Source organism: Microvirga tunisiensis (assembly GCF_009296175.1).
Classification (GTDB): domain Bacteria; phylum Pseudomonadota; class Alphaproteobacteria; order Rhizobiales; family Beijerinckiaceae; genus Microvirga; species Microvirga tunisiensis.
The window spans coordinates 1-22,985 of sequence record NZ_VOSK01000009.1 but is presented as its reverse complement, the minus strand read 5'-3'; the positions used below and the strand labels follow the sequence as shown (position 1 = coordinate 22,985).

The following is a 22,985-nucleotide window of genomic DNA, read 5'->3' as shown; positions in this document are numbered from 1 at the left end:
CGGCTCATTGCTTGGTTATTGGCCCTTGAGAACCTCGACCAGGGTCTTGCCGAGGCGAGCCGGCGACGGTGACACGCGGATGCCCGCGGCCTCCATGGCGGCGATCTTGTCCTCGGCGCCGCCCTTGCCGCCGGAGATGATCGCGCCGGCGTGGCCCATGCGCCGTCCGGGAGGAGCCGTGCGGCCGGCGATGAAGCCGACCATCGGCTTCTTGCGGCCCTTCTTGGCCTCGCGGGCGATGAACGCGGCCGCCTCTTCCTCGGCCGAGCCGCCGATCTCGCCGATCATGACGATCGACTCGGTCTTGGGATCGGAGAGGAACATGTCGAGCATCTCGATGAACTCGGTGCCCTTCACCGGGTCGCCGCCGATGCCGACCGCCGTGGTCTGGCCGAGGCCTTCATTGGTGGTCTGGAACACGGCCTCGTAGGTGAGCGTGCCGGAGCGCGACACGATGCCGACGGAGCCGGGCTTGAAGATGTTGGCCGGCATGATGCCGATCTTCGACTCGCCCGCCGTGACGATGCCGGGGCAGTTCGGGCCGATAAGGCGCGACTTGGAGCCCTCGAGCGCACGCTTCACGCGCACCATGTCGAGCACCGGAATGCCTTCCGTGATGCAGACGATGAGCGGGATCTCCGCCTGGATCGCCTCGCAGATGGCGTCCGCCGCGCCCGGCGGCGGAACGTAGACGACCGAGGCGTCGGCGCCGGTCTTCTCGCGCGCTTCCATGACCGTGTCGAACACGGGCAGGTTCAGGTGCGTGGAGCCGCCTTTGCCCGGCGAGGTGCCGCCGACCATCTTGGTGCCGTAGGCGATGGCCTGCTCGGAATGGAAGGTCCCATTCTTGCCGGTGAAGCCCTGGCAAATGACCTTGGTGTCTTTGGTGATGAGGATGGACATCAGCTCGAAACCTTACTTTCCGCCGCGCACGGCGTTCACGATCTTCTGGGCGGCGTCGTCGAGGTCGTCCGCCGGGATCACGTTGAGGCCGGATTCGCGGATGATCTGCTTGCCCTCTTCCACGTTGGTGCCCTCGAGGCGCACCACCAGCGGAACCTGCAAGCCGACCGTCTTCACCGCCGCGATCACGCCGCGGGCGATGACGTCGCACTTCATGATGCCGCCGAAGATGTTGACGAGGATGCCCTTCACGTTCGGATCGGCGGTGATGATCTTGAACGCCGCCGTCACCTTCTCCTCGGACGCGCCGCCGCCGACATCGAGGAAGTTCGCCGGCTCTTCGCCGTAGAGCTTGATGATGTCCAGCGTCGCCATGGCGAGGCCTGCGCCGTTGACCATGCAGCCGATGGTGCCGTCGAGCGCGATATAGGCGAGGTCGTACTTGGAGGCCTCGATTTCCTTCTCGTCCTCCTCCGTGATGTCACGCAGGGCGATCACGTCGGGGTGACGGTAGAGGGCGTTGCCATCGAAGGAGATCTTGGCGTCGAGGCACTTGAGGTGTTGGTCCTTGGTGACGATCAGCGGGTTGATCTCCAGCATCTCCATGTCCTTCGCGACGAAGGCCGTGTAGAGCTTGGTCACCAGATCCTCGGCTTCCTTGGCGAGTGCCCCCTTCAGGCCCAGCGCCTTGGCGACCGTGCGGCCGTGGTGAGGCATCACGCCGGTGGCCGGATCGACGGAGAAGGTCAGGATCTTCTCAGGGGTGTCGTGAGCGACCTGCTCGATGTCCATGCCGCCTTCCGTCGACACGACGAAAGCGACCTGGCCGGTGGCGCGGTCGACGAGCATGGAGAGATAGAGCTCGGTGTCGATGTCGGAGCCGTCCTCGATATAGAGACGGTTGACCTGCTTGCCGGCCTCGCCGGTCTGGATCGTCACCAGGGTGTTGCCGAGCATCTGACGGGCGAATTCCTTGACCTCGTCGATCGACTTGGCGAGACGCACGCCGCCCTTTTCGCCGGCGGCGGCTTCCTTGAACTTGCCCTTGCCGCGGCCGCCCGCGTGAATCTGGGACTTCACGACCCAGAGCGGGCCGCCGAGTTCCTTGGCCGCGGCCTCCGCCTCGTCGGCGGAGAAGATGGCCTTGCCGCGGGAGACAGGCAGGCCGAATTCCTTCAGGACTGCTTTGCCTTGATATTCATGGATGTTCATTCGTTTCTCTCCGCATCAGCGGTTGAAGGTGCTGTGGCCGGGTCGAGCCCGGCCATGACGTCCTTGAGGAATCTTAGGCGAGGGCCGAGTTGATCTGCTTGCAGGCGTCGACGAGGCCCTGCACCGAAGCGACGGACTTCTCGAACATGGCCTTCTCGTCGGCGGAGAACGCGACCTCGACGATACGCTCGACGCCGTTCTCGCCGATCACGATCGGAACGCCCACGAACATGTCCTTCACACCGTACTGGCCGTTCAGGTAGGCCGCGCAGGGCAGGACGCGCTTCTTGTCCTTGAGATAGCTCTCGGCCATTGCAATCGCCGAAGCGGCGGGCGCGTAGAAGGCGGAGCCGGTCTTGAGCAGGTTGACGATCTCGCCGCCGCCCTTGCGGGTGCGCTCGACCATGGCGTCGAGCTTCTCCTGGGAGGTCCAGCCCATCTTCACGAGATCGGGCAGCGGAACGCCGGCAACTGTGGAATAGCGCACCAGCGGCACCATGTCGTCGCCGTGGCCGCCGAGCACGAAGGCGGTCACGTCCTCGACCGACACGTTGAACTCTTCCGCGAGGAAATGACGGAAGCGGGCGCTATCCAGCACGCCGGCCATGCCGACGATCTTTTCCGGCTTCAGGCCGGAGAACTTCTGGAGCGCCCACACCATGGCGTCGAGCGGGTTGGTGATGCAGATGACGAAGGCGTTCGGGGCATATTGCCTGATGCCGTTGCCGACCGCTTCCATGACCTTCAGATTGATGCCGATCAGGTCGTCGCGGCTCATGCCGGGCTTGCGCGGCACGCCGGCGGTGACAATGATGACGTCGGCGCCCTCGATGGCCGCGTAGTCATTCGCGCCCTCGTACTTGGCGTCGAACCCATCGACCGGGGCGGATTCCGCGATGTCGAGACCTTTGCCCTGGGGGATACCTTCCGCGATGTCGAAGAGAATGACGTCGCCGAGTTCCTTCAAGCCGACGAGATGGGCGAGCGTTCCGCCGATCTGGCCTGCACCGATGAGCGCGATCTTTTTCCGGGCCATGGTCTGTCCTTGGGTTTTGGCATGCCTTGGGTTTTGGCATGCCTTTTTTGAGGTGGCGCTGTTTGCCATGAGAAATGGGCCGCCATCAAGCGACCAAAAGGTTAACAGGCACGGCTTTGAGCCCTCATGAAAGTCTCGACAAGCTTAACGTTTCGGAAATACTTTGCCTTTACAGCAACTTGAGCGGCCTTAGACGTTATGAATTTTCTTGTTACAAGTTTCGAAAATTGTAACTGATGTTACACGCTACCATTCGCCAGCGCCCGCAGGATGGCCCGGATCATGGTGGCGAGACGCTGGTCGAGGATATCCTGCGGCACGTCCGCATCGAGCCGGACGGTGAGCGGGTTGATGAAGCGATAGACCGCGTCGGTGATGAAGGCATGCGCCTTCTCCCGGTCCCGGGGGTCGAACTTTCCGGTCGCGATGCCCTCGTCCAGCACCCGCTCGATCAGAAGGCGCATGCGGGACCGGTGCTTGCGGATGAGGGGCCGGGCCGTCTCGGTGGCCGTGCAATAGACGTCGAAGAGATGCCGGTCCGCCTTCAGGAGGTCCCGATGGATCCGCGCCCAGGCCTGGATCAGGCGTTCCAGCTTGTCGTCGGCGGGATCGGGGGAATCCGCGATGTCCGCAATGGTCGCCTCCATCCTGCGCAGCCATTGCCCGGCGACCGCATCGATGAGGGCCGCCTTGTTGGCGAAGTAGCGATAGACATTGGCGTGAGTCATGCCGGCCGCATCGGCGATCCCGACGACCGTGATGTGCTTGGGCCCGAATTCCTTGAGCTGATCGGCCGCAATGGCGAGAAGCCGAGTATCGGCCGGAGAGGCTTCCGCGATCCGCACCGCTCCGCCGGTAGGCCGCTTCATGTCTCGGCGAGCCCGGTCATGCTGCCCGAGGCTTCCGAATCCGAGCGCCCATGCGGCAGGGACAGGTATTCCTCGGAGCGCATCTCGATGAGGCGGGACACGGTGCGGTCGAACTCGAAGGCTTCGCGGCCGGTATCGGCGTGATAGAGTTCCGTCACCTCGGCCTCGGCAGAAGCGAGGAGCTTCACATGGGCATCGTAGAGGGCGTCGATGAGCATGATGAAGCGCTTCGCCTCGTTGCGACGCTCGAAGGACATCGTCGGGATGTTCTCCAGGACGATTGTATGAAACTCCTCCGCAACAGCGAGGTAATCGGCGGCCCCGAGCGGTTTGGAGCAGAGATCCTCGAAGGAGAACCGTGCCACGCCGCCGGCGGCCTGCGGCACCTCGACCGGATGCCCCTTGACGGTGAGGATCAGGGACTTGCCCTGATCGCGGCCCGTCAGGCTCTTGAAGGCGCGGGTGAGCGCCGAACGGGAGTGCTCGTCGGCCGGCGTATAGAAGACCGGGCTGCCGGCCAGCTTCTCGAGCCGGAAATCCGTGCGGGATTCGAGCTTCACCACCGCCATCCGCTCCTGCAGCAGCCCGATGAAGGGCAGGAAGAGCGAGCGGTTGAGGCCGCCTTCATAGAGCCGGTCGGGTTCCACGTTGGAGGTGGCGACCACCACCACGCCACGGGCGAAGAGAGCCGTGAACAGGCGTCCCAGGATCATCGCATCCGCAATGTCCGTGACGGTGAACTCGTCGAAGCAGAGGACCCAGGCCTGGTCGGCCAGCGCCTCCGCCACGGGACCGATGGGGTCGTCGCCGGAGACCTCCCCGCTTTTCAGCCTCTGCCGGTACTCGTGGATGCGCTCGTGCACATCGGCCATGAAGGCGTGGAAATGGACCCGGCGCTTGCGCCGCACCGGCAGCGCCTCGAAGAACAAGTCCATCAGCATGGTCTTGCCGCGTCCGACCGAGCCCCAGACATAGAGGCCTTTCGGGGGTGCGGCGCTCTTCTTGCCGAAGAGCCAGCCGAGCGCGCTTGGCTTGCGGGCCAGACGGTGGTTGGCGAGGCTCCCGGCGAGCGCCTCGAGCCGTTTGAGCAGGGCCACCTGCGCCGGATCGCGTTCGATGGCGCCCGACGTGACCAGGGCGTTGTAGCGGGCCGTGATGGATTGAGGCGAGGAGAAGGGGGTGTCGTTCACAGGATGACCGATACCCCTCCGCGCCTTGGAGCGCAAACGTCTTGAGGCCGTTTGTCTTGAAAAAGCAGCCCACTTTTAAAACCTGTCCGACATTCATCCCTTCGTCATCACCGGCCTTGTGCCGGTGATCCCGATTGCTTAAAGCGCCGCGCCTCACCGCATCGGGATGGCCGGGACAGGCCCGGCCACGACGACAGAGGTTCGCTCGCGGAAGGCTGATGCGTCCTTGTTGCCTGATCGTCAGCGCGCCAGCGTCAGCGGTGCGCCGGATTTGGCGAGTACGCCGCTGAGCGCCGAAGACGATCCGCGCAGGCGCGCCGTCACGGCGCCGCCCGTCTGGTAGAGGTAGACCTCGCCGTCGCGGTAGTCCCAGGCATTGACCTTGGACAGGTCCTGGTTCGAGCAGCCGGAAGCCGACGCCCGGTAGAGATCGAGCGCGGGCGAGCTCGAAAGCTGGAGGCGGCAATTGCCGCCCGACGTCTGGACGCTCCAGTTGCCGACCATGGCGGTGCGGCTGGACGGAGCCGGGGCGGGCGCGGGAGCCGGCGCCGCGACGGTCGGCGGCGGGGGCGCCGGCGGCAGTCCGGCGATTTCGGTTCCGCCGGCCGGGGGAGCCATCATCTCGGGCGCAACGGGCGCTCCGGCGAGCGGCGGCAGCGGAGCCGCCTCGATCGGCCCCGACGGCACGGCTTCGACCGGCGGCACCTCGGTGATTGGCGCCATCCCGGCCCCGCGAGACGGCGGCCCGCCGAGGCGGGTCGAGGAGCACGCGCCGAGCGCCAGGGCGGAGCAGATTACAGCAGTCGTCAGCCACAGCGGCTTCGTCATCTTGGTCCTCGTGTGCATGTCCGTCCGTTCGGACGGGTGATTGTCTAGAGCATCGGACCCATAAGTGGAGTGCACTTATGGGTCCGATGCTCAATCCTTTAAGCGGCGCATCGTTCTTCGCGGAAGACCGGGTCCACTTTTCGCTGACGCGGACCTCCGGTTCCGCACGATGCGTCAGCCCAGGCTACAGAGAGGAATATGAACCCAGGCCAACATGGTTTCGGCTTCGACATATGGGATCGCAAACCACAAAAAAAGGCGCCCGAGGCGCCTTTTCGTGAAGTTGTTGCAAGGAAGCGTCACCGACGTTACGTCACACGACCCGCGCGATCATCATCTTCTTGACCTCGGCGATGGCCTTGGCCGGGTTGAGGCCCTTCGGGCAGGTGTTGGCGCAGTTCATGATCGTGTGGCAGCGATAGAGCCGGAACGGATCATGCAGGTTGTTGAGGCGCTCGCCGGTGTTCTCGTCCCGGCTGTCGATAAGCCAGCGATAGGCCTGGAGCAGGGCCGCGGGACCTAGGAACCGGTCGCCGTTCCACCAGTAGCTCGGGCAGGAGGTAGTGCAGCAGGCGCAGAGAATGCACTCGTACAGGCCGTCGAGCTTCGAGCGCTCTTCCGGCGTCTGGCGCCATTCGGTCTCGGGCGCGGGCGTCTCCGTCTGGAGCCAAGGCTCGACGGAGGCGTGCTGGGCGAAGAAGCTCGTCAGGTCCGGCACCAGATCCTTCAGCACCGGCATGTGCGGCAGCGGATAGATCTTGATCGAGCCCGATCCGCAATCGTCGATGCCGAGCGTGCAGGCGAGCGTATTGCCGCCCATGATGTTCATGGCGCAGGAGCCGCAGATGCCTTCGCGGCAGGAGCGGCGGAAGACCAGCGTCGAGTCGACGTTGTTCTTGATCCACAGCAGCGCGTCGAGAACCATCGGGCCGCAATCGTCCCGGTCGACGTAATAGGTGTCGATGCGCGGATTGGCGCCGTCGTCCGGGTTCCAGCGGTAGATGCGGAATTCCTGAAGGTTCGCGGCCCCGGCCGGCTTCGGCCAGGTCTTGCCTTCGGTGTACCGGGAGTTCTTGGGAAGGGTAAATTGGGCCATTTAGGTCTTACCTTGCCTCTACTTCGTCATGCCCGGCGCTTTAAGCCGGGTATCCACGCCTTTGCTCCGCTCCAGCGTGGGAAGACGTGGATGGCCGGGGCGAGCCCGGCCATGAAGGGTGTTGGTTAGTACACGCGAGCCTTGGGCTCGATGTACTGGATGTCGTTCGACATGGTGTAGGTGTGCACCGGCCGATAATCGAGGGTCACCTTGTGGGAGGTGTCGTCGAGCCAAGCCAGGGTGTGCTTCATCCAGTTCTTGTCGTCGCGCTCGGAGAAGTCCTCGCGGGCATGCGCGCCGCGGGATTCCTGACGGTTCGCGGCACCCTCCATGGTGACCACGGCCTGGCCGATCAGGTTGTCGAACTCCAGGGTCTCGAGGAGATCGGTGTTCCAGATCAGCGAGCGGTCCGTAACCTTGATGTCGGCAGCCGCATTCCAGACGTCGTGGATGAGCTTCCGGCCCTCCTCCAGAACCTCGCCGGTGCGGAACACCGCGCAGTTGTTCTGCATGGTCTTCTGCATCTGGAGGCGCAGGTCCGCGGTCGAGGTCGAGCCGTTGGCATAACGGAACTTGTCGAGGCGCGAGAGCGAAAGCTCGTCGGCGTTCTTCGGCAGATCAGCGTGACGGGCGTTCGGCTCCAGGATCTCGGCGCAGCGCAGGCCCGCCGCGCGGCCGAACACCACGAGGTCGATGAGCGAGTTCGAGCCGAGACGGTTCGCCCCGTGCACGGACACGCAGGCCGCTTCGCCGAGCGCCATCAGGCCCGGCACCACCGTGTCAGGGTTGCCGTTCTTCAGGGTCAGCACTTCGCCGTGATAGTTCGTCGGGATGCCGCCCATGTTGTAATGGACGGTCGGCAGGACCGGGATCGGCTCCTTCGTCACATCGACGCCGGCGAAGATCTTGGCGCTTTCCGAGATGCCGGGCAGGCGCTCGTGCAGGATCTTCGGATCGAGGTGGTCGAGGTGGAGATAGATGTGGTCCTTGTTCTTGCCCACGCCGCGGCCGGCGCGGATCTCCATGGTCATCGCGCGCGAGACCACGTCGCGGGAGGCGAGGTCCTTGGCGGAGGGCGCATAGCGCTCCATGAAGCGCTCGCCTTCCGAGTTGGTGAGGTACCCGCCCTCGCCGCGCGCGCCCTCGGTGATGAGGCAGCCCGAGCCGTAGATGCCGGTCGGGTGGAACTGCACGAACTCCATGTCCTGCAGCGGCAGGCCGGCGCGCAGCACCATGGCGTTGCCGTCGCCGGTGCAGGTATGGGCCGAGGTCGCCGAGAAATAGGCGCGTCCATAGCCGCCCGTGGCGAGGATCGTCATATGGGCGCGGAAGCGGTGGATCTCGCCGGTCGACTGGTTGAGGGCCACGACACCGACGCAGCGGCCGTCGGAATCCATCATCAGGTCGAGGGCGAAATACTCGATGAAGAAGTTGGTCTGGTTGCGCACCGCCTGGCCATAGAGCGTGTGCAGGATCGCATGGCCCGTGCGGTCGGCGGCCGCGCAGGTGCGCTGCGCGGTGCCCTTGCCGAAATCGGTCGTCATGCCGCCGAAGGGGCGCTGGTAGATCTTGCCCTCGGCCGTGCGGGAGAAGGGAACGCCCCAGTGCTCCAGCTCATAGACGGCCGCGGGAGCATTGCGGACGAGATACTCGATGGCATCCTGATCGCCGAGCCAGTCCGAGCCCTTCACGGTGTCGTACATGTGCCAGCGCCAGTCGTCCGGCCCCATGTTGCCGAGCGAGGCGGAGATGCCGCCCTGAGCCGCCACCGTGTGCGAGCGGGTCGGGAACACCTTGGTGATGCAGGCGGTGCGAAGGCCGGCCTGCGAACAGCCGACGGTGGCGCGAAGACCCGCGCCGCCGGCGCCGACGATCACCACGTCGAAGGTGTGATCGATGATCGTATAGGCCTTGCCGTTGGTTGCTTGAGCCATGAGAGAATTCCTTAAACGAGGATGCGGCCGAGGCTGACCTTGAGGATGGCGTAGAGGCAGGCCACCCCGACGATCACGGCGTAGAAATTGTTCGCGATGACGGCAGCGATCTTCGGGCCCTTGTCGTGGACGTAGTCCTCGATGACGATCTGCATGCCCAGGCGCATGTGGTTCGTGACCGAGAGCACCGCCAGGATCAGGATGATCGCGATCAGCGGATGCGAGATGATGGCAATGGCTTCCTCGTAGGAGCTGCCGGCCAGTGCCGCGATGATGATCACGAAGGAAATGATGAGCGGGATGTTCGACACCGCCGTCATGCGGTGGATCCACCAATGCTCGACGCCGTGCCCGGAAGCGCCGAGGCCCTTCACGCGGGCGAGCGGGGTGCGCATGGAAACGCGGGTGTCAGCCCTGTTGTCGGCCATGGTCCGGTCTCCTTAGAAAGCAATGAAGGCGACGACCCAGATCGCCAGCGTGAGCACGATCGAGCCGACGAGGGTGAAGCGGGCCATGTTGATGCGCTGCGCCGGCTCCATGCCATGGCCGAAATCCCACACCAGATGGCGCACGCCGCCCAGCATATGGTGCATCAGGATCCAGGTATAGCCGAACAGGATCAGGTAACCGACGGGCGAGCCGAAGAACCCTTGCACGGTGTCGAAAGCCGAAGGGCCGGAGGCCAGCGCCACGAGCCAGATCGCGAAAAGCGCGATGCCGCCATAGAGCGCGATGCCCGTGATGCGGTGGGCGACGGACATCGCCATCGTCCAGCTCCACTTGTAAACCTGAAGATGCGGGGACAAGGGCCGCGGGGCCACTTTCGCCTCAGCCATGGTGTTCACTCCTGATCGGCGACGTCGGCCGCCCGTAGTTTGGAATGGTTCGTAACGGAAGCGCGGCAACACCGCAATGCGCCTTCTGCCCAACCGGGCGACAGGAGACACACTTCGTCAGCCGCGAAGTTTGATACAGGCTCGCTTATCGCACAATTTTTAATTATTCTTATCTCCCTTCGCAAATGACGAAGGATAACTATGCAATTCGATCTCACCGATCTGAGCGTCTTCCGGCACGTGGTCGAGGCCGGCAGCATCACCCACGGAGCCGAGCGGGCTCATCTGGCGCTGGCGGCTGCGAGCACCCGCATCCGCAACATGGAAAAGTCCCTCGGCGCTCCCCTCCTGCTGCGAACCCGGGCGGGGGTGACCCCGACGCCCGCCGGTCGGACCCTGCTCCAGCATGCCCGCGCCCTCCTCGCCCAGGCCGAGCGCCTGCGGGAGGATCTGGGCTCCTATACGGGCGGACTGACCGGCCAGATCCGGATCCTCTCCAACACCAACGCCCTGACAGAGTTCCTGCCGGAAGCGCTCGGCGCCTTCCTCGCCGGGCACCCGCAGGTCTCCATCGACCTGGAGGAGCGCCTGAGCGACGAAATCGTCGGCCTGATCGCCGAAGGCGTCGGCGATCTCGGCATCGTGGCCGGCACCGTCGACACGGGGCGGCTCGAGACCTACCCGTTCCGCAGCGACCGCTTCGTGCTTGTGGTGCCCAAAGGTCATCCCCTCGCCTCCCGGCCCAGCATCTCCTTCGCCGAGGTGCTGGAGCACGATTTCGTCGGCCTCGACCGGGCGAGCGCTCTCCAGCGCTTCCTCGCCGGCAAGGCGACGCGCATCGGCAGGCCCATCCGCCTCCGGGTGCAGCTGCGCAGCTTCGACGCGGTCTGCCGCATGGTGGAGGCTGGCGTGGGCCTCGGCATCGTGCCCGAGACCACCGCCCGCCGCGCCGCCCGAACCACGGCCATCATCCCGGTCGAACTAGAGGACGCCTGGGCTGCGCGCGATCTCACCCTGTGCATCCGGTCCTTGAAGGATCTGCCGACTTCGGCGCGACAGCTCATCGAGCATTTGCGCAAGGAAGCGTGACCGATCACGCAATTGGGAACTCACCTCCCTGCCTGTCCGCCGTCAAAACGCCGTGAGGAGGGAATGATTCTTCTCCCAGGATCGTCTATAGAACCGTCCGTCTCGAACAAGGACGGTCTCAATCCATCACAGGAGGAAACAATGCGCGGAACGAATGGCGGTTGGCTTATCGCCGCAATCGGGTTTTTGCCCTCGCTCCCATGGGTGCTGCTCAGGCCCAGAGCGCCCAGGATACCACGTTCTTCGTCACCAGCGTCGGTTCCGGCAAGGGCGCGGATCTCGGCGGCCTCGAAGGAGCGGACCGGCATTGCCAGACCCTGGCCGAAGCCGCCGGCATTCGCGGGAAGATGTGGCGCGCCTATCTCTCGACTCAAGCCGTCGCGGCGGAACGGCCACGAACGCGAAGGACCGCATCGGACGCGGCCCCTGGCAGAACGCCAAGGGCACTGTCATCGCCAAGGACGTGGTGGACCTGCACGGCGCCAGCAACAATCTCACCAAGCAGACGGCCCTCACTGAGAAGGGCGAGATGGTGAAGGGGCGCGGCGACCAACCGACCCAGCACGACATCCTCACCGGCTCTCAAGCAGACGGCACCACCTTTACCGGCAACGAGGACATGACCTGCGGCAACTGGACGAAGAGCGGCACCGAAGGCGCCGCCATGATGGGGCACCACGACCGCACGGGCCTGGACGAGTCGCCGCCGGCCAAGTCCTGGAACTCGTCCCATGCCTCACGCGGCGGATGCAGTCAGGACGCCCTGCGCGGCACCGGCGGGGCCGGCCTGTTCTATTGCTTCGCGGCGAACTGACGAGCCCGTCGAACGGATCCCAAAAGTGGAATCCACTTTTGGGATCGATGCTCAGGCGGCGAAATCCACCGCCGGCATCGTGATCCCGCGCCGGAGGCAGGCGGCCTCCAGGGTGTTGCGCAACAGGCACGCGATGGTCATCGGGCCGACGCCGCCCGGCACCGGCGTGATGGCGGAAGCGACCTTGGCCGCTTCCGCATAAGCCACGTCGCCGACCACCTTGGTCTTGCCTTCGCCGGCAGCCGGGTTCGGCACCCGGTTGATGCCCACATCGATCACGATGGCGCCCGGCTTGACCCAGTCGCCGCGCACCATCTCGGGCCGCCCGACGGCGGCCACGAGGAGATCCGCGCTGCGGCAGACCTCGGCAAGATCGCGGGTCCTGGAATGGGCCACCGTCACCGTGCAGCTCTGGGCGATGAGCAATTGCGCCATGGGTTTGCCGACGATGTTGGAGCGTCCGACCACGACAGCATTGAGCCCGGCGAGATCGCGCCGCACCGACTGCGCGAGCAGAAGACACCCTAAGGGCGTGCAGGAGACGAGACCGGGCACGCCGGTCATGAGCCTCCCGGCATTGATCGGATGGAAGCCGTCCACGTCCTTCGCCGGATCGATGGCCTCGATCACCTTCTGCGCATCGACCTGCTTCGGCAGCGGCAATTGCACGAGGATGCCGTCCACCGCCGGGTCGGCATTGAGCCGGGCGACGAGATCCAGAAGCTCCGCCTCGCCGGTGGAGGCCGGCAGCGTGTGCTCGAAGGAGCGCATGCCGACCTCGACGGTCTGGCGCGCCTTATTCTTCACATAGAGCTGGCTCGCCGGATCCTCGCCGACGATCACCACGGCAAGGCCGGGCGTCACACCCTGCCGCGACAGGCCGGAAACGGCATCGGCGATGCGGGCGCGCAGGCCCTGGGCATAGGCTTTTCCGTCGATGATCGTGGCGCTCATGGGTCTGTCCGTCCTGTCAAGGCGGCGAAGGCGGCGGCCAGCGCCTCGCCTTCGCCTGAAATCACAAACGTCTTCAGCCGGGCCGTGGCGCCGGTCTCGAGGCTGACCGCCGAGGCCGGAACCTTGAGCGCCTTCGCCAGCAGGCGCCGGACCCCCTCGTTGGCGGCCCCATCCTCCGGCACGGCCCTGACCCGGACTTTGAGCACCGACTTGCCGTCCGAGAGAGCCTCGACTCCGTCGATGGCATCGCGCCCGCCCCGGGGCGTCACCCGGACCCGGACTTCGAGCCCGTCGGGGCGGATGCGCCAGGCCACGCGGCGCGCCCTTTTAGAAGGCGATCGGCATCAGGTAGTCGACGATCAGGTTCTGGATAAAAATGATCAGCAGAATCAGGATGATGGGCGAAATATCGACCCCGCCGAGATTGGGCAGGATGCTCCGGATCGGCCTCAGGACCGGCTCCGTCACCGCATCCAGGAAGTTCCAGATCGAGCGGACGAAATTGTTACGGGTGTTGACCACGTTGAAGGCCACCAGCCAGCTCAGGATCGCCGAGGCGACGATGAGATAGGTATAGAGCTGCAGAGCCAGCAGAATGACGTTGAGAAGCGCGCGCATGAGGAACCTGTCAGGGATCGGCGTTGCTCATGTAGCGTTTGAAGCGGGGCTGAACAACCCATAACCGCCTCGCAGGGCCGCCCCTTCCCGCCCCGATGCCATCTCCAGCCCCTCACCGACCGATTGACAGACCAAAGCCGGCAGGCCTAAAACTTGCGCCACTTGGCTCGATGGAATCGACCGGGGCTGTAGCTCAGATGGGAGAGCGCTGCAATCGCACTGCAGAGGTCAGGGGTTCGATTCCCCTCAGCTCCACCAAGTCTCACTTAGGCTGTTGATTTCTTTAAAAAACGTTTGATTTCAATGGATTCATTGTGCTGTTTGGTACATAGCTTTGGTACACAACAGACCCACGAACCCTTATGGCCCGTCGTCCTGAACACCTCCAGCTTCGCGGCAGCATCTATTGGTTGAGGGTGCGTGTTCCGGATGAGATCAGGCCAATAATTGGCAAACTGGAGGTCAGGCGCTCCCTTAAAACTTCTGATGCTGCAGAAGCTAAGCGACGTGTTCGGATTGAGCGGCTCAAAGTTGAGGCTGAGTTTGACGATGCGCGCATCAAACTAGCCCGATCCAACGAGGCCGCCGGCAACTCCCGCGCGATTGATCTCACCGACGAGCAGGTATGGACACTTGCTACTCGCTGGTTCGTAGCAGCTGAGAAGAAGAATGCCTCTCGTCAGCTCGACCCAGACGAGACCCTAATCCACGAGGAAGACCTTGGATTTATTGAGGATTGGGAGGTGGTATCCGCAAGCGTTCACGAGCAGGTGCGGACGCTTCTCTCAGAAGTCGGCATTCCCGACCCTGCAGAACAGGGTATCATTTCACCGTGGCGTGCCAAGCTGGCTCGTGTGTTGCACGAAGCAACGATCGAAAGTGAGCGGCGGCTTATAAACCGCTCGTCACGTACCGCCCTTTACCCTCTGGACCACCGTTTCACCAATCTATCTGCCGTTACGGCTGTGAACCCGGTTTCAATCTCGGCCGTTACGCTGTCCGACCTGATACAAAGATATGACCGTGATCCTACGCGACCGCGTCCCTCCCCGAAGACGAAGTTGAAGCAAGAGGCTCAGCACCGGCTGTTCAAGGAAGTTATTGGAGCCAAGACCCTCGTTACCGCCATCGACCGCGAGAAGGCACGCAAACTCCTCGACACGGTAAAGGCGCTCCCCTCGAACGCTACCAAGCGCTTTCCGAAAAAAACGACGGGAGAGGTCCTGCGGCTTGCCGAGGCGCGCGGTCTCAAGCCGATGTCCGTGACGACAGCCAACAGCTACATGAGTGCGTTCGTGTCGCTGATGGACTTCGCGGTAAAGGAGCACCTGATCGAGAAGAACCCGGCTACCGGCCTGCGGCTGGCCGGCGACGGTCTGCGGCGGAAGGACCGCCGCCTGCCTTTCACCTCGTCTGACTTGGCCTGCATTTTCGCAGCGCCGCTTTACACGGGCTGTCTCGACGACGAGCGGGGGTATGCCTGCCCCGGACCCGATCGGCCGCGACGGGGCCGCTTTTGGGTTCCACTGATCTCGCTCTACTCCGGTATGCGCCTCAACGAGGCGTGCCAGCTGAGTGAGGATGACATTGTCGTCGAGGATGGAACTGACATCATCCTGATCCGATCGGACGAGGACGGGCTCAAGCGCGTGAAGACGCATGCCGGACATCGTTTCGTGCCGGTTCACCCCGAATTAAGGCGCATCGGCTTTCTGGAATACGTGGCCAAGATTAGAGCCGACCATCCACCTAAAGCGCGCCTCTTCCCTGAGCTGACGGTCGCCAGCACAGGCTACATCTCCGACAACTTCAGCAAATGGTTCGCCCATTTCCTCGATAAGGTTGGTATCCAGGAAGGCCGCAAGAATTTCCACTCGTTCCGTCACACGTTCCGAGATGCCCTCCGCAACGCCGAAGTCCCGCAGGATCGGGTGCGGGAGCTGGGCGGCTGGTCGAGCAGTAGCACCGAGGACGATTACGGCTCAGGCACACGGCCCAGCATGCTTGCCAAAGATATTGCGAAGGTCGGGTACGATGGGCTCGATCTGCGACATCTCTACCCGAGCAGCGAAACATAAATTCCGAGCCCTGTTGGTACGCAGTATCATTCACGTTCGAGTTGAGCCTGAGGCTGGATCGCTGATCGACCCCTATGGGCGTTAAACGAGAGCTTTCGCTCGACCGAGCCTGATAAGGGCATTAGTAGCCACGTGCGGACTGGCGTTGGCAACAGCGGGTCCCCTCAACCTGCCTGGCCCTGTTCAGAACCTCATGACGAATTCCTTTCCCAGTACCCGCCCTGTTCCCTCCATAGGGGACCCCACAGAGATCAAAACCACCGGAGGTCATGCTCGGAGACGCGTCCGCCCTGGCTTGCACTTGCTCAGCGATCAGCAGGTGAACCCAGCCTTCGGCCGCCACGACAAGATCGAACTCACCATGCAGGGCGTGGTCACTTCCCCTGACGATCAGGTTTTCGAGCATCTTGTGCGTCGTCAGCACGCCCAATCCTTGGAGTGGGGAAACGTGTTTTCCGCCCCGCGAGGGCGTGGCCGATCCTCGGTTTTGCAACCCGTTGCAAAGGGGTGGCTGTTTTCTGGAGAAGTTCGCTATGTGCGGGCGGAGCAAACTAACCAGCGTCAGGTCTTTTTGACGCTGAGCATCAATCCGACGCGCTTCGCGGCCTATGCCCGCCGGTTCAATCCAGACAGCGTCCAAGCCCTGCGAGCGATCGAGCCGCACCGACTGCTGCAGATCGACCCCGATGAGCAATCTGCTTTGGAGGCAGGAGCCCTCTCGGATTGGGACAACTACCTGCCGGGCGATCGCTGGCTTTCGCTCGTCACTCAACAATGGGACGAACTCGTTGCACTCTACGTCGAGGCCATCACCCGCCACATCGTGACCGATTTCAGCCGCCGATCAGGGGCGGCTTACCCAATGATGGAGCGCCCACAACTAATCCTGCTGCCTCCCACCGAACAGGTTCCGCAGCTCCATCATGTGGAAGTGCACTGGGAATTCCCGCTCGACGACGCCCGGCTGTCTTTTGCTGGGTTAGAACTTGCCCTACGAGCGGCAGCCCCAAACTTCGAAATTACAGAAGAGTACACCCTCAGAGAGGGCCGAGAGGCTTCGTCGAAGTGGCTTGCGATCAACCTTCGCACAGGTCTCAGCCTCAAGGTCTATCCGAAGCTCTCAACCCGGTTGAGGATTGAGGTGACCTACAATGGCCGGACCCGTAGCGTTGGCGACCTGGTAAACCCAGAGTTTCGGTTCAGCGAGGACCTGTCCTTCTGGCAGCGACTTGAGCACGTCCGCCTCGATGGCGCGCGGCGTTTGAACCATATTCTGGCTGGACTGCCTAACCTTGCAAGGCAAGAGGCGGCTAATGAAATGATAGAGCTTGCATGCGCCTTCGCTGAGATCACCAAACGTGCAAAGGGGGATCAGGACCTGATCCGCGAGGTCCTCACGCAACTCACCATCGATGGAGCTATCGACGCGCGACCCCGCACAAGCCTGTTGCGAGTAGCCAAAGCCCTCGCAAAGGCTGGTGTTCTGGAGAAGGTGTCATTGATCGAGAGGTCCTCAAGCCAGCGGTACGTCTTGCTAGAGCCTCTAGCCTCCACATTCCACCGGTTCCGCGATCGCCTCATCCATGGAGGAGAAGGATGATGGATGTGATAGGGTTTTGGAAAATTAGCTTTTCTGGCGAGGAAAAATGAACCCGGTTTCACGAATTGAGGGACTGTATCCTTTGCAACGAAAGCATAAGGATGGGCGATAAGGTGCGGAGCATCTATGAGGTTATCGACGTAGCGAAAGCGCTAGCAGTTGAATACAAGCAACTAACCGGCAAGCCGCTAGGGATTTCTGGCGAAGTGGCCGAGATCGAGGCCCATCGACTACTTGGGCTAGAATTGGCTCCAGCACGAACCCCCGGCTACGACGCAGTCCGTCATCCCAAGGAGTTAATCCAGATCAAAGGGCGTGCGGTGAACGTGCAGCATCCTCGAGTTGGCCGCGTCCCCCGCATCAACCTCGAACACGAGTTCCATAGCGTTCTCTTAGTATTAATCGACGAGAGTACAATGGAGCCGTATGAGATATGGGAAGCACCACGCGACAGCGTAAGTGAGCGGCTCACGGCACCTGGCTCTAAGGCTCGCAATTTGCGCGGTAGCCTCGGCATCGCACAGTTCTGCACAATTGCGAAACGCGTTTGGCGTTCAGACCTGAGTGTTGCAATCGAGAGTGCTAAGCGCGACCGCTTGGAGAGCAAAGTTGCCGCGCGTGTTTCTCCGCGTTCAGCACCGGTTGATGCTTTCACCCCAGAACGTCGCGAGCGTTGGAAAAGGCTGGTGAAGGACGGGCCTTTTAACATTTGGCTTAGTGATCAGGTGCGGTCTCCCGATGGCACTCTGGACCTTGAGAGGCTTTACACAGTTGCACGACAGTGGGGCATTAACGAGCGGTATGACCATCTCAATCCTGGCATGGCTCGAATGAACATCGGTAACCGGCTACGCGCCGTTGTCCCTCGCGAGGTCTATGAGCCGAGCTTCAAGCGCACGGTTCCGAGCAGTGGCGAAGGCGCTTAGTCCGAGTGAGCCTTGATCTAGGCATTTGAGACACTGATGGTCATTCTGGCAGCCCTACAATGACGGTCCCAACCTTCCCGTAAGCCTCCAGTGCTATCTTCAGAAGTAGGTAGCCGTTGGCGGACCCGTGATTATAGGTTCGACCTAAAACTGTGGTGATAATCTCTATGTCGTATTCAGGTTCAGTTTCTTCTGCCGATTTTGCAGTATCTCTCCCCCGGTTGGGTTCCTTGCTTGGGCAACTGACCGAGATCGGAGCAACCCCAGTCTTGTTCCGTGTCCTTGAAGCGGCTGAGTTTGATCGGGATCAGTTCCGAGGAGACTGCTTCGTCAGTCCTCAATCTACAGCGCCTCGTGTTGCAATACTTGAGGTGGAGTACGACGGAAGTTATGCGAAATTCAGTCAGGCGTTCGAGTTGATCTACGGACATCTTGGCATCCAGCGTACGGCTGTGTCCCGCCCCCTGCCTCCAGATATTCCGGATGACGCGATTTGGATGACTATTCTGGCTGTGCCTGTGGCATCAGTTCGAGTGCGGACCAAGCGCGTCGACCCATATAAAGTACGGCGAAAAGTTCAGCTCGGGTGAACGTCTATCGCTTCTCCATAGAAGACAGCGCCTTCAAAAACGGAGAACCCAGATGACGCTCACAGCCCACGATGCTCTCGACCATCTCCTTTCTCAGCCTCTTCGTCGCTTTGATGACATGCCCGACGCAGTCGGCCTCTACGGGCTTGGTGACCACGAGGGCAAGCTTCACTACTTCGGCATGACCGACAGCGATAGCTTCAGGGATCGCATCTGGAGCCGCCACATCACCGGGTCCGAGGAGCGCAGCCATAAGCTGGCCTGCAACTATTCAGTTGGCCGCCTTTGGCACGATCGCCACCATCCCAGCACGAATGCCCGCGATGGGGAGATTGCTCGCCGGGTGCGGCAGGCATTTATCCGCAAGCATTGTGGTTTCGTGTGCCTGCCTCTCAAACCGACTAAAGATGAGTTGCGCCGGCTGGAAAAGGGCGTGATTGCCCTCGCTTGGCCACATATCGCCGACTGGAACAAGACCCGGAAACGTGTAGCCACGTTCGAGGAACCCAAGGAAATGGTCAACGAGATCATTCGCGAGCTGGGGTTGGGTGTCAGCGAGATAGCGGCATTGGAGCGGCAGAATGCGATTTACCGCCGTCTTTGACGACCGCATGCATGCACCTAGGACCCGCGCCCAAGTTACCCGTGCTCTCGAAGTCTTCGAGAGAACCGTAACTGACTGGTGGGCCAAGGCTTGCGAGGTTAGGCCAAGACGAGCCGGCATTCAATCATTTCGAAGTATCTGCCGAAGCTCATCCGGACTTAGCCAAGGCTGCGCTGAATGGATCATCCGATGGCAGTTAGCACAGAGGAGGGCGAGGTCGCCAAGGCTTGTTTTGGTAGCCTCCGAAAGTGTGTGCAGGGGTTTGAGATGATGCGCCTCTATGAACCCTCTTCCTCGCTCTCCGTACTTTTCCTCGAAGTCGAAGTTACAAACCTCGCAGGAGAGCCGCCCTGACGCCGCAAGGACAGAGGCTTTCTTTTGGGCGACCAGCTCAGGGCGTCGCTCACGGAACCGATGAAGGCGTGTGAGAATGCGCCCCTCCTCTGCCTCCGCGCCGTCTCCGTCACCAGAAGTCTGTGAGGCGCCTTCCATATTGCTCTCGGCGGCAGTCCGGATCGCCTGGGCAACTTGGGCGAGCCTCTCTTGGTCATGAGCGAATTCATGCCAAACAGCCTCCTCCTCCCTTCCGCCTCTCGTGAGGCCAACCTTGCCGGCAGCCGTGAACAAGGGGTCGAAACGGCGGAAGTTCATCATCTTCATGTAGACGCCGTTTGGGTTACGATACTCCTGCCCATGACCAGCGTTGAGCCGCCCCAGCGTGTTGAGCAGTGAGGAGAGGCTCAGAACCTCATCACTGGATTTGCCTGGAGGTGAGCTCGGATTTCTCATGTAGAGATCGAGGGCAAGGATGAGTTCATCCCTGGACCAGCTAGGGTTGCGGCGCGGCTGGTCCATGGGCACAGTTGCAAGCTCCGGCAGCGGCAGAACGCGATCGGGCAGAGGCCCGCTAATCGCAATTCCGGCTCCTTCTACCTTATCCCAGAATTTGGACGTCAACTGCAGGTGGGTGATAACGCCTTTGCTATCGGTCACTTCAGCAGCGAACTCGCCATTCAGGAGGAACGCTGCTGCGCCTGCGTCGAACCAATACACTTTCCCGGCCGGTGTTGAGAACGCCCAAGGAAGGGCCGCCGCTCTGTTGCCGGCTGCCATACTGCCCAGAACACCCTCAATCCAGTGCTGGCGCTCAGTATCCGCGCCACCCCTCACAGCCAATTCGTCTCGGCGGAACCACCGAGGCTCATTTGTGAGCCCTTTGGTCCGGAGGGGAGCACTGGAGCCCGGATACTCTGGGATGTTCACAGGGATTGTCGGTATAGCGAGGTACTTGGCCCTACCCTTTGTCGGTTTAGATGGCATGAATTCTGGCTACCCCTTGTGCCGCTCGTAAAACCCAGCCTTAAGAAAACCAATGGCTTGCTATGGGCTAGCGGACCTTTTGCACTACGTCGTTCAACGTCCACAGCAGCCAATGTACTTCAGCCGCATAACTCCCTGCGCCGTCGTCCCTCGACGGTGGGAAAACCTCCTCCACCATTGCATTCACTTCAGTCATCACGGTCCGCCCAAATATGTTGGTCGGCGTTGCGACGTGCGCGACCAAAGCCGCCTGGGGTGCAACACGAGGGCTCGCCTGAAGGTCTGCCAGAAGGTCGTGGGAATGATTAAGGTGAAGGTCGTTGGTGTAGTTAGCTACCTGCGATACCAGTTGCTCGCGCGCCTTGTCCCAACCGAAGATGTGCATCGTCTGTCTGATCAGATCATGGTCGATAACATTCTTCATGTTAAGGACAACCATACCCTTGTCGACGCTCGAAGCATTGATTTGCTTGATGCCACCGCGCATCAGCCTGCTCATATTACTCGGAACGTTTACAGGATTGCTTACACGCGCCAGCGTCTTGAGCGCGAACCCCCATTTTATCCCGTCCGTCGCGGTAGCTATAACATCTGGGTTCTTGCCGCCGGATGAGTTCACTGGATCATCCAGATCAACCTTCATCCCGGCGATGATGCACAAGCATGCCCAATACAGCTCGATGATCTTGTCAGCGTCGTCGTGTTGACGCCCGTTCGCGCCATCAGCGGTCCAACGATCATTGACAGCGTTTTGGGTAATAAACTTGGTTCCGGCCAGGAGCTTGAGATGAGGCTCAAGGGTACCTCGCTCCAGGGGGAAGTGGTCCCATACTGCGCAAATCTTTGCAGACAGGTCATGCACACCAGCGCCAACAACTAGCTTATCGATAAGTGCCTGATCCGCCGTCTGAGGCGGGTCTTTTAGGACCTCTAGGATGTCCCACATTGTGAGGACACCCTCCTCGACACCGCCGCTGCGATCGGTGGTCAAGGACAGTTCCTTCGTCAAGATTTCGTAAAGCCGCTCCACATTCTTTGTGATCTGCTTTGCTGTGATGAACAATTGGCACCTCTCACACTCGCGGTGTCTTTAAACATCCTGCTCGTCAGCTATCAAGCTGCACTGTTAACGGATGACTTCGCCACGTGCCCGATTATAGGGGCGATCATTCGTGCAGCTGGATTTGCACTCTTCTCGTTCCACTAGACCCTGCCCATATGGCAGAGCTTGGTGTGGACAATTCTGGGTGCCAATGAAGTGGTTCTTGCCTTTTGGCATAGTCTCTGACTCAATGTCTTAGACCTCAATGGCAGGAACACACATGACAATGCTGGTGGGCTACGGACGCACAAGCACCCTGGATCAAGTTGCTGGTTTGGAAGCTCAGGAGCGAGACCTGAAGGCCCTTGGGTGTACCAAGGTGTTCTTGGAGCAAACATCCTCTGTGGGTCACAGGAAAGCCCTGGATGATGCTCTGGACTATGTTCGTGAGGGTGACACGCTGGTGGTCACCAAACTGGACCGTCTCGCCCGTTCAGTGGTCCATCTGGGTCAAATCATTGCTGCCCTGGAAGCTAAGAGGGTTGCCCTCCGCATCTTGGACTTGGGTATCGACACCAACACCCCGACAGGAAAGCTGATGCTCAATGTCTTGGGCAGCGTGGCTCAGTTTGAACGCGAAATGATGCTGGAACGGCAGCGTGAGGGTATCGCTAAGGCTAAGGCGGAGAACAAGTATAAGGGGCGCGCCCCGACCGCACGGTCCAAGGCTGGCGAGATAAAGGCTTTGGCCTCTCAGGGACTCACCAAGAGGGAGATTGCCCAGCATCTTGGTGTGGGTGAACGCTCTGTGTTCAGGGTGCTAGCTGGGTGAGTAATTGCTGAACGATGACCCGCGTAGAAGGCGTGATCCTATGAACTATAAAGCAGCATTGTTCTAACCATCAGAGGTGAGATTGATTCCCAAGAGTTTGCTAATCGCTCTCATAGCCCTGTTGGGTTTTGGTGTGTGGCACAGGACCATTGGTAATGCTGACTTCATGGCGGATTGTTCTCCTGAAGACAGGATCAACACACCAGAACAGGCAATTGCGTTCGCCAAGCAGTTAATCAGCCCACAAGGGAAACCAAGTGATGTGCGGAAGTTCGTCAGTCCTGAGGACTATGTTGCCGTTATTGAGGCAGACCCAACCTGTTGCTCTGGAGGGTATGGCAAGCGCGTTGCAGAGGGTGGCGCGGCGGGATGGGGCTGGAGTGTGACAAGGAAGCATCTAGATCCTTAGCCGTTCTTATGCATGGGAAGGTTGATGAAGGCTGGCGAGTGTAGCTTAAGCACTTGAAGCAGCGTAGGATTTGGTTGCTGAGACTAATCCCTGCCACCAATTGCCCTGTGCCACACTCGCCATGCCGGACGATACACCTGCCACCTTCCCGTTTCCAGCCGTTGGCCGCAAGAAGATCACCGCTGCTTTCGACGGTGGGCGCCTG

At 61.5% G+C, this 22,985-nt stretch carries 21 protein-coding genes, 1 tRNA gene and 2 pseudogenes; 9 read left to right on the top strand and 15 right to left on the bottom strand.

The features are described 5' to 3' along the window. Positions 1-15 precede the first annotated feature (15 nt). From sucD to sdhC, 10 genes are all read right to left on the bottom strand, one after another. The gene (gene sucD, locus FS320_RS05210; protein ID WP_152709981.1) at positions 16-903 is read right to left on the bottom strand and encodes a succinate--CoA ligase subunit alpha; all 888 of its coding nucleotides are present in this window, start codon (positions 901-903) and stop codon (positions 16-18) included. Positions 904-915: 12 nt separating this feature from the next. Continuing rightward, positions 916-2,115 carry an ADP-forming succinate--CoA ligase subunit beta gene (gene sucC, locus FS320_RS05205; protein ID WP_152709979.1) on the bottom strand — a complete coding sequence of 400 codons (1,200 nt, stop codon included), beginning with the start codon at positions 2,113-2,115 and terminating at the stop codon, positions 916-918. Between the two features lie 73 nt (positions 2,116-2,188). Beyond that, the gene (gene mdh / locus FS320_RS05200; RefSeq protein WP_152709977.1) at positions 2,189-3,151 is read right to left on the bottom strand and encodes a malate dehydrogenase; all 963 of its coding nucleotides are present in this window, start codon (positions 3,149-3,151) and stop codon (positions 2,189-2,191) included. Positions 3,152-3,390: 239 nt separating this feature from the next. Next, complete coding sequence (locus FS320_RS05195; protein ID WP_152709975.1) at positions 3,391-4,020, bottom strand: TetR/AcrR family transcriptional regulator; 630 nt, start codon at positions 4,018-4,020, stop codon at positions 3,391-3,393. After that, complete coding sequence (gene zapE, locus FS320_RS05190; protein ID WP_338105291.1) at positions 4,017-5,210, bottom strand: cell division protein ZapE; 1,194 nt, start codon at positions 5,208-5,210, stop codon at positions 4,017-4,019. The genes FS320_RS05195 and zapE overlap by 4 nt, the downstream gene beginning before the upstream one ends. A gap of 240 nt (positions 5,211-5,450) precedes the next feature. After that, on the bottom strand, positions 5,451-6,113 hold the full coding sequence (locus FS320_RS05185; protein WP_338105290.1) for an AprI/Inh family metalloprotease inhibitor: 663 nt from the start codon (positions 6,111-6,113) through the stop codon (positions 5,451-5,453). Between the two features lie 238 nt (positions 6,114-6,351). Then, a complete protein-coding gene (locus FS320_RS05180; RefSeq protein ID WP_152709971.1) occupies positions 6,352-7,134 on the bottom strand; it encodes a succinate dehydrogenase iron-sulfur subunit in 783 nt (260 codons plus the stop codon). Between the two features lie 125 nt (positions 7,135-7,259). Then, positions 7,260-9,068, bottom strand: a complete 1,809-nt coding sequence (gene sdhA / locus FS320_RS05175; RefSeq protein WP_152709969.1) for a succinate dehydrogenase flavoprotein subunit — start codon at positions 9,066-9,068, stop codon at positions 7,260-7,262. An 11-nt stretch (positions 9,069-9,079) separates the two neighbouring features. Continuing rightward, complete coding sequence (sdhD, locus tag FS320_RS05170) at positions 9,080-9,496, bottom strand: succinate dehydrogenase, hydrophobic membrane anchor protein (RefSeq protein WP_152709967.1); 417 nt, start codon at positions 9,494-9,496, stop codon at positions 9,080-9,082. 12 nt (positions 9,497-9,508) lie between these two features. Continuing rightward, entirely contained in the window at positions 9,509-9,904 is a 396-nt protein-coding gene (gene sdhC, locus FS320_RS05165; RefSeq protein ID WP_152709965.1) for a succinate dehydrogenase, cytochrome b556 subunit, read from the bottom strand. A 201-nt stretch (positions 9,905-10,105) separates the two neighbouring features. On the opposite strand from sdhC, the gene FS320_RS05160 reads away from it, so the two are divergent. Together FS320_RS05160 and FS320_RS05155 are read left to right on the top strand one after the other, a co-directional pair. Continuing rightward, positions 10,106-10,993, top strand: coding sequence for a LysR family transcriptional regulator (locus tag FS320_RS05160; RefSeq protein WP_152709963.1), 888 nt, complete (start codon positions 10,106-10,108; stop codon positions 10,991-10,993). A 200-nt stretch (positions 10,994-11,193) separates the two neighbouring features. After that, a pseudogene (locus tag FS320_RS05155) lies at positions 11,194-11,807 on the top strand (hypothetical protein). A 51-nt stretch (positions 11,808-11,858) separates the two neighbouring features. On the opposite strand, the gene folD reads toward FS320_RS05155, so the two are convergent. From folD to FS320_RS05140, 3 genes are read right to left on the bottom strand one after another with little or no spacing between them, the layout of a single operon-like run. After that, the gene (gene folD / locus FS320_RS05150) at positions 11,859-12,761 is read right to left on the bottom strand and encodes a bifunctional methylenetetrahydrofolate dehydrogenase/methenyltetrahydrofolate cyclohydrolase FolD (RefSeq protein ID WP_152709961.1); all 903 of its coding nucleotides are present in this window, start codon (positions 12,759-12,761) and stop codon (positions 11,859-11,861) included. After that, a complete protein-coding gene (locus FS320_RS05145) occupies positions 12,758-13,075 on the bottom strand; it encodes a DUF167 family protein (protein WP_162002837.1) in 318 nt (105 codons plus the stop codon). Before FS320_RS05145 ends, folD begins: the two co-directional genes overlap by 4 nt. A gap of 13 nt (positions 13,076-13,088) precedes the next feature. Next, a complete protein-coding gene (locus tag FS320_RS05140; protein ID WP_152709959.1) occupies positions 13,089-13,379 on the bottom strand; it encodes a YggT family protein in 291 nt (96 codons plus the stop codon). A 182-nt stretch (positions 13,380-13,561) separates the two neighbouring features. Here FS320_RS05140 and FS320_RS05135 point away from each other — a divergent pair. The 6 genes and pseudogenes from FS320_RS05135 (at position 13,562) to FS320_RS05115 (ending at position 19,177) form a co-directional block, all read left to right on the top strand. Then, positions 13,562-13,637: transfer RNA gene (locus tag FS320_RS05135), tRNA-Ala, on the top strand. 104 nt (positions 13,638-13,741) lie between these two features. Continuing rightward, positions 13,742-13,924, top strand: a pseudogene (locus FS320_RS50665) (DUF6538 domain-containing protein); the annotation flags it as partial. A 516-nt stretch (positions 13,925-14,440) separates the two neighbouring features. Further along, positions 14,441-15,457, top strand: a complete 1,017-nt coding sequence (locus FS320_RS45805; RefSeq protein WP_162002836.1) for a site-specific integrase — start codon at positions 14,441-14,443, stop codon at positions 15,455-15,457. 361 nt (positions 15,458-15,818) lie between these two features. Beyond that, positions 15,819-17,057, top strand: a complete 1,239-nt coding sequence (locus FS320_RS05125) for a hypothetical protein (protein WP_152709955.1) — start codon at positions 15,819-15,821, stop codon at positions 17,055-17,057. 101 nt (positions 17,058-17,158) lie between these two features. Continuing rightward, entirely contained in the window at positions 17,159-17,983 is an 825-nt protein-coding gene (locus FS320_RS45800; protein ID WP_192926250.1) for a DUF6998 domain-containing protein, read from the top strand. A 642-nt stretch (positions 17,984-18,625) separates the two neighbouring features. Continuing rightward, positions 18,626-19,177 carry a hypothetical protein gene (locus tag FS320_RS05115; protein ID WP_152709953.1) on the top strand — a complete coding sequence of 184 codons (552 nt, stop codon included), beginning with the start codon at positions 18,626-18,628 and terminating at the stop codon, positions 19,175-19,177. Positions 19,178-19,297: 120 nt separating this feature from the next. On the opposite strand, the gene FS320_RS05110 is transcribed toward FS320_RS05115, so the two are convergent. Both FS320_RS05110 and FS320_RS05105 read right to left on the bottom strand, forming a co-directional pair. Beyond that, positions 19,298-20,290 carry an HNH endonuclease gene (locus tag FS320_RS05110; protein ID WP_202882829.1) on the bottom strand — a complete coding sequence of 331 codons (993 nt, stop codon included), beginning with the start codon at positions 20,288-20,290 and terminating at the stop codon, positions 19,298-19,300. Positions 20,291-20,564: 274 nt separating this feature from the next. Further along, a complete protein-coding gene (locus FS320_RS05105; protein ID WP_152709951.1) occupies positions 20,565-21,560 on the bottom strand; it encodes a hypothetical protein in 996 nt (331 codons plus the stop codon). A gap of 265 nt (positions 21,561-21,825) precedes the next feature. On the opposite strand from FS320_RS05105, the gene FS320_RS05100 reads away from it, so the two are divergent. Next, positions 21,826-22,371 (top strand): recombinase family protein, encoded by a 546-nt coding sequence (locus FS320_RS05100; protein ID WP_152710069.1) that lies wholly within the window; start codon positions 21,826-21,828, stop codon positions 22,369-22,371. Positions 22,372-22,985 lie beyond the last annotated feature (614 nt).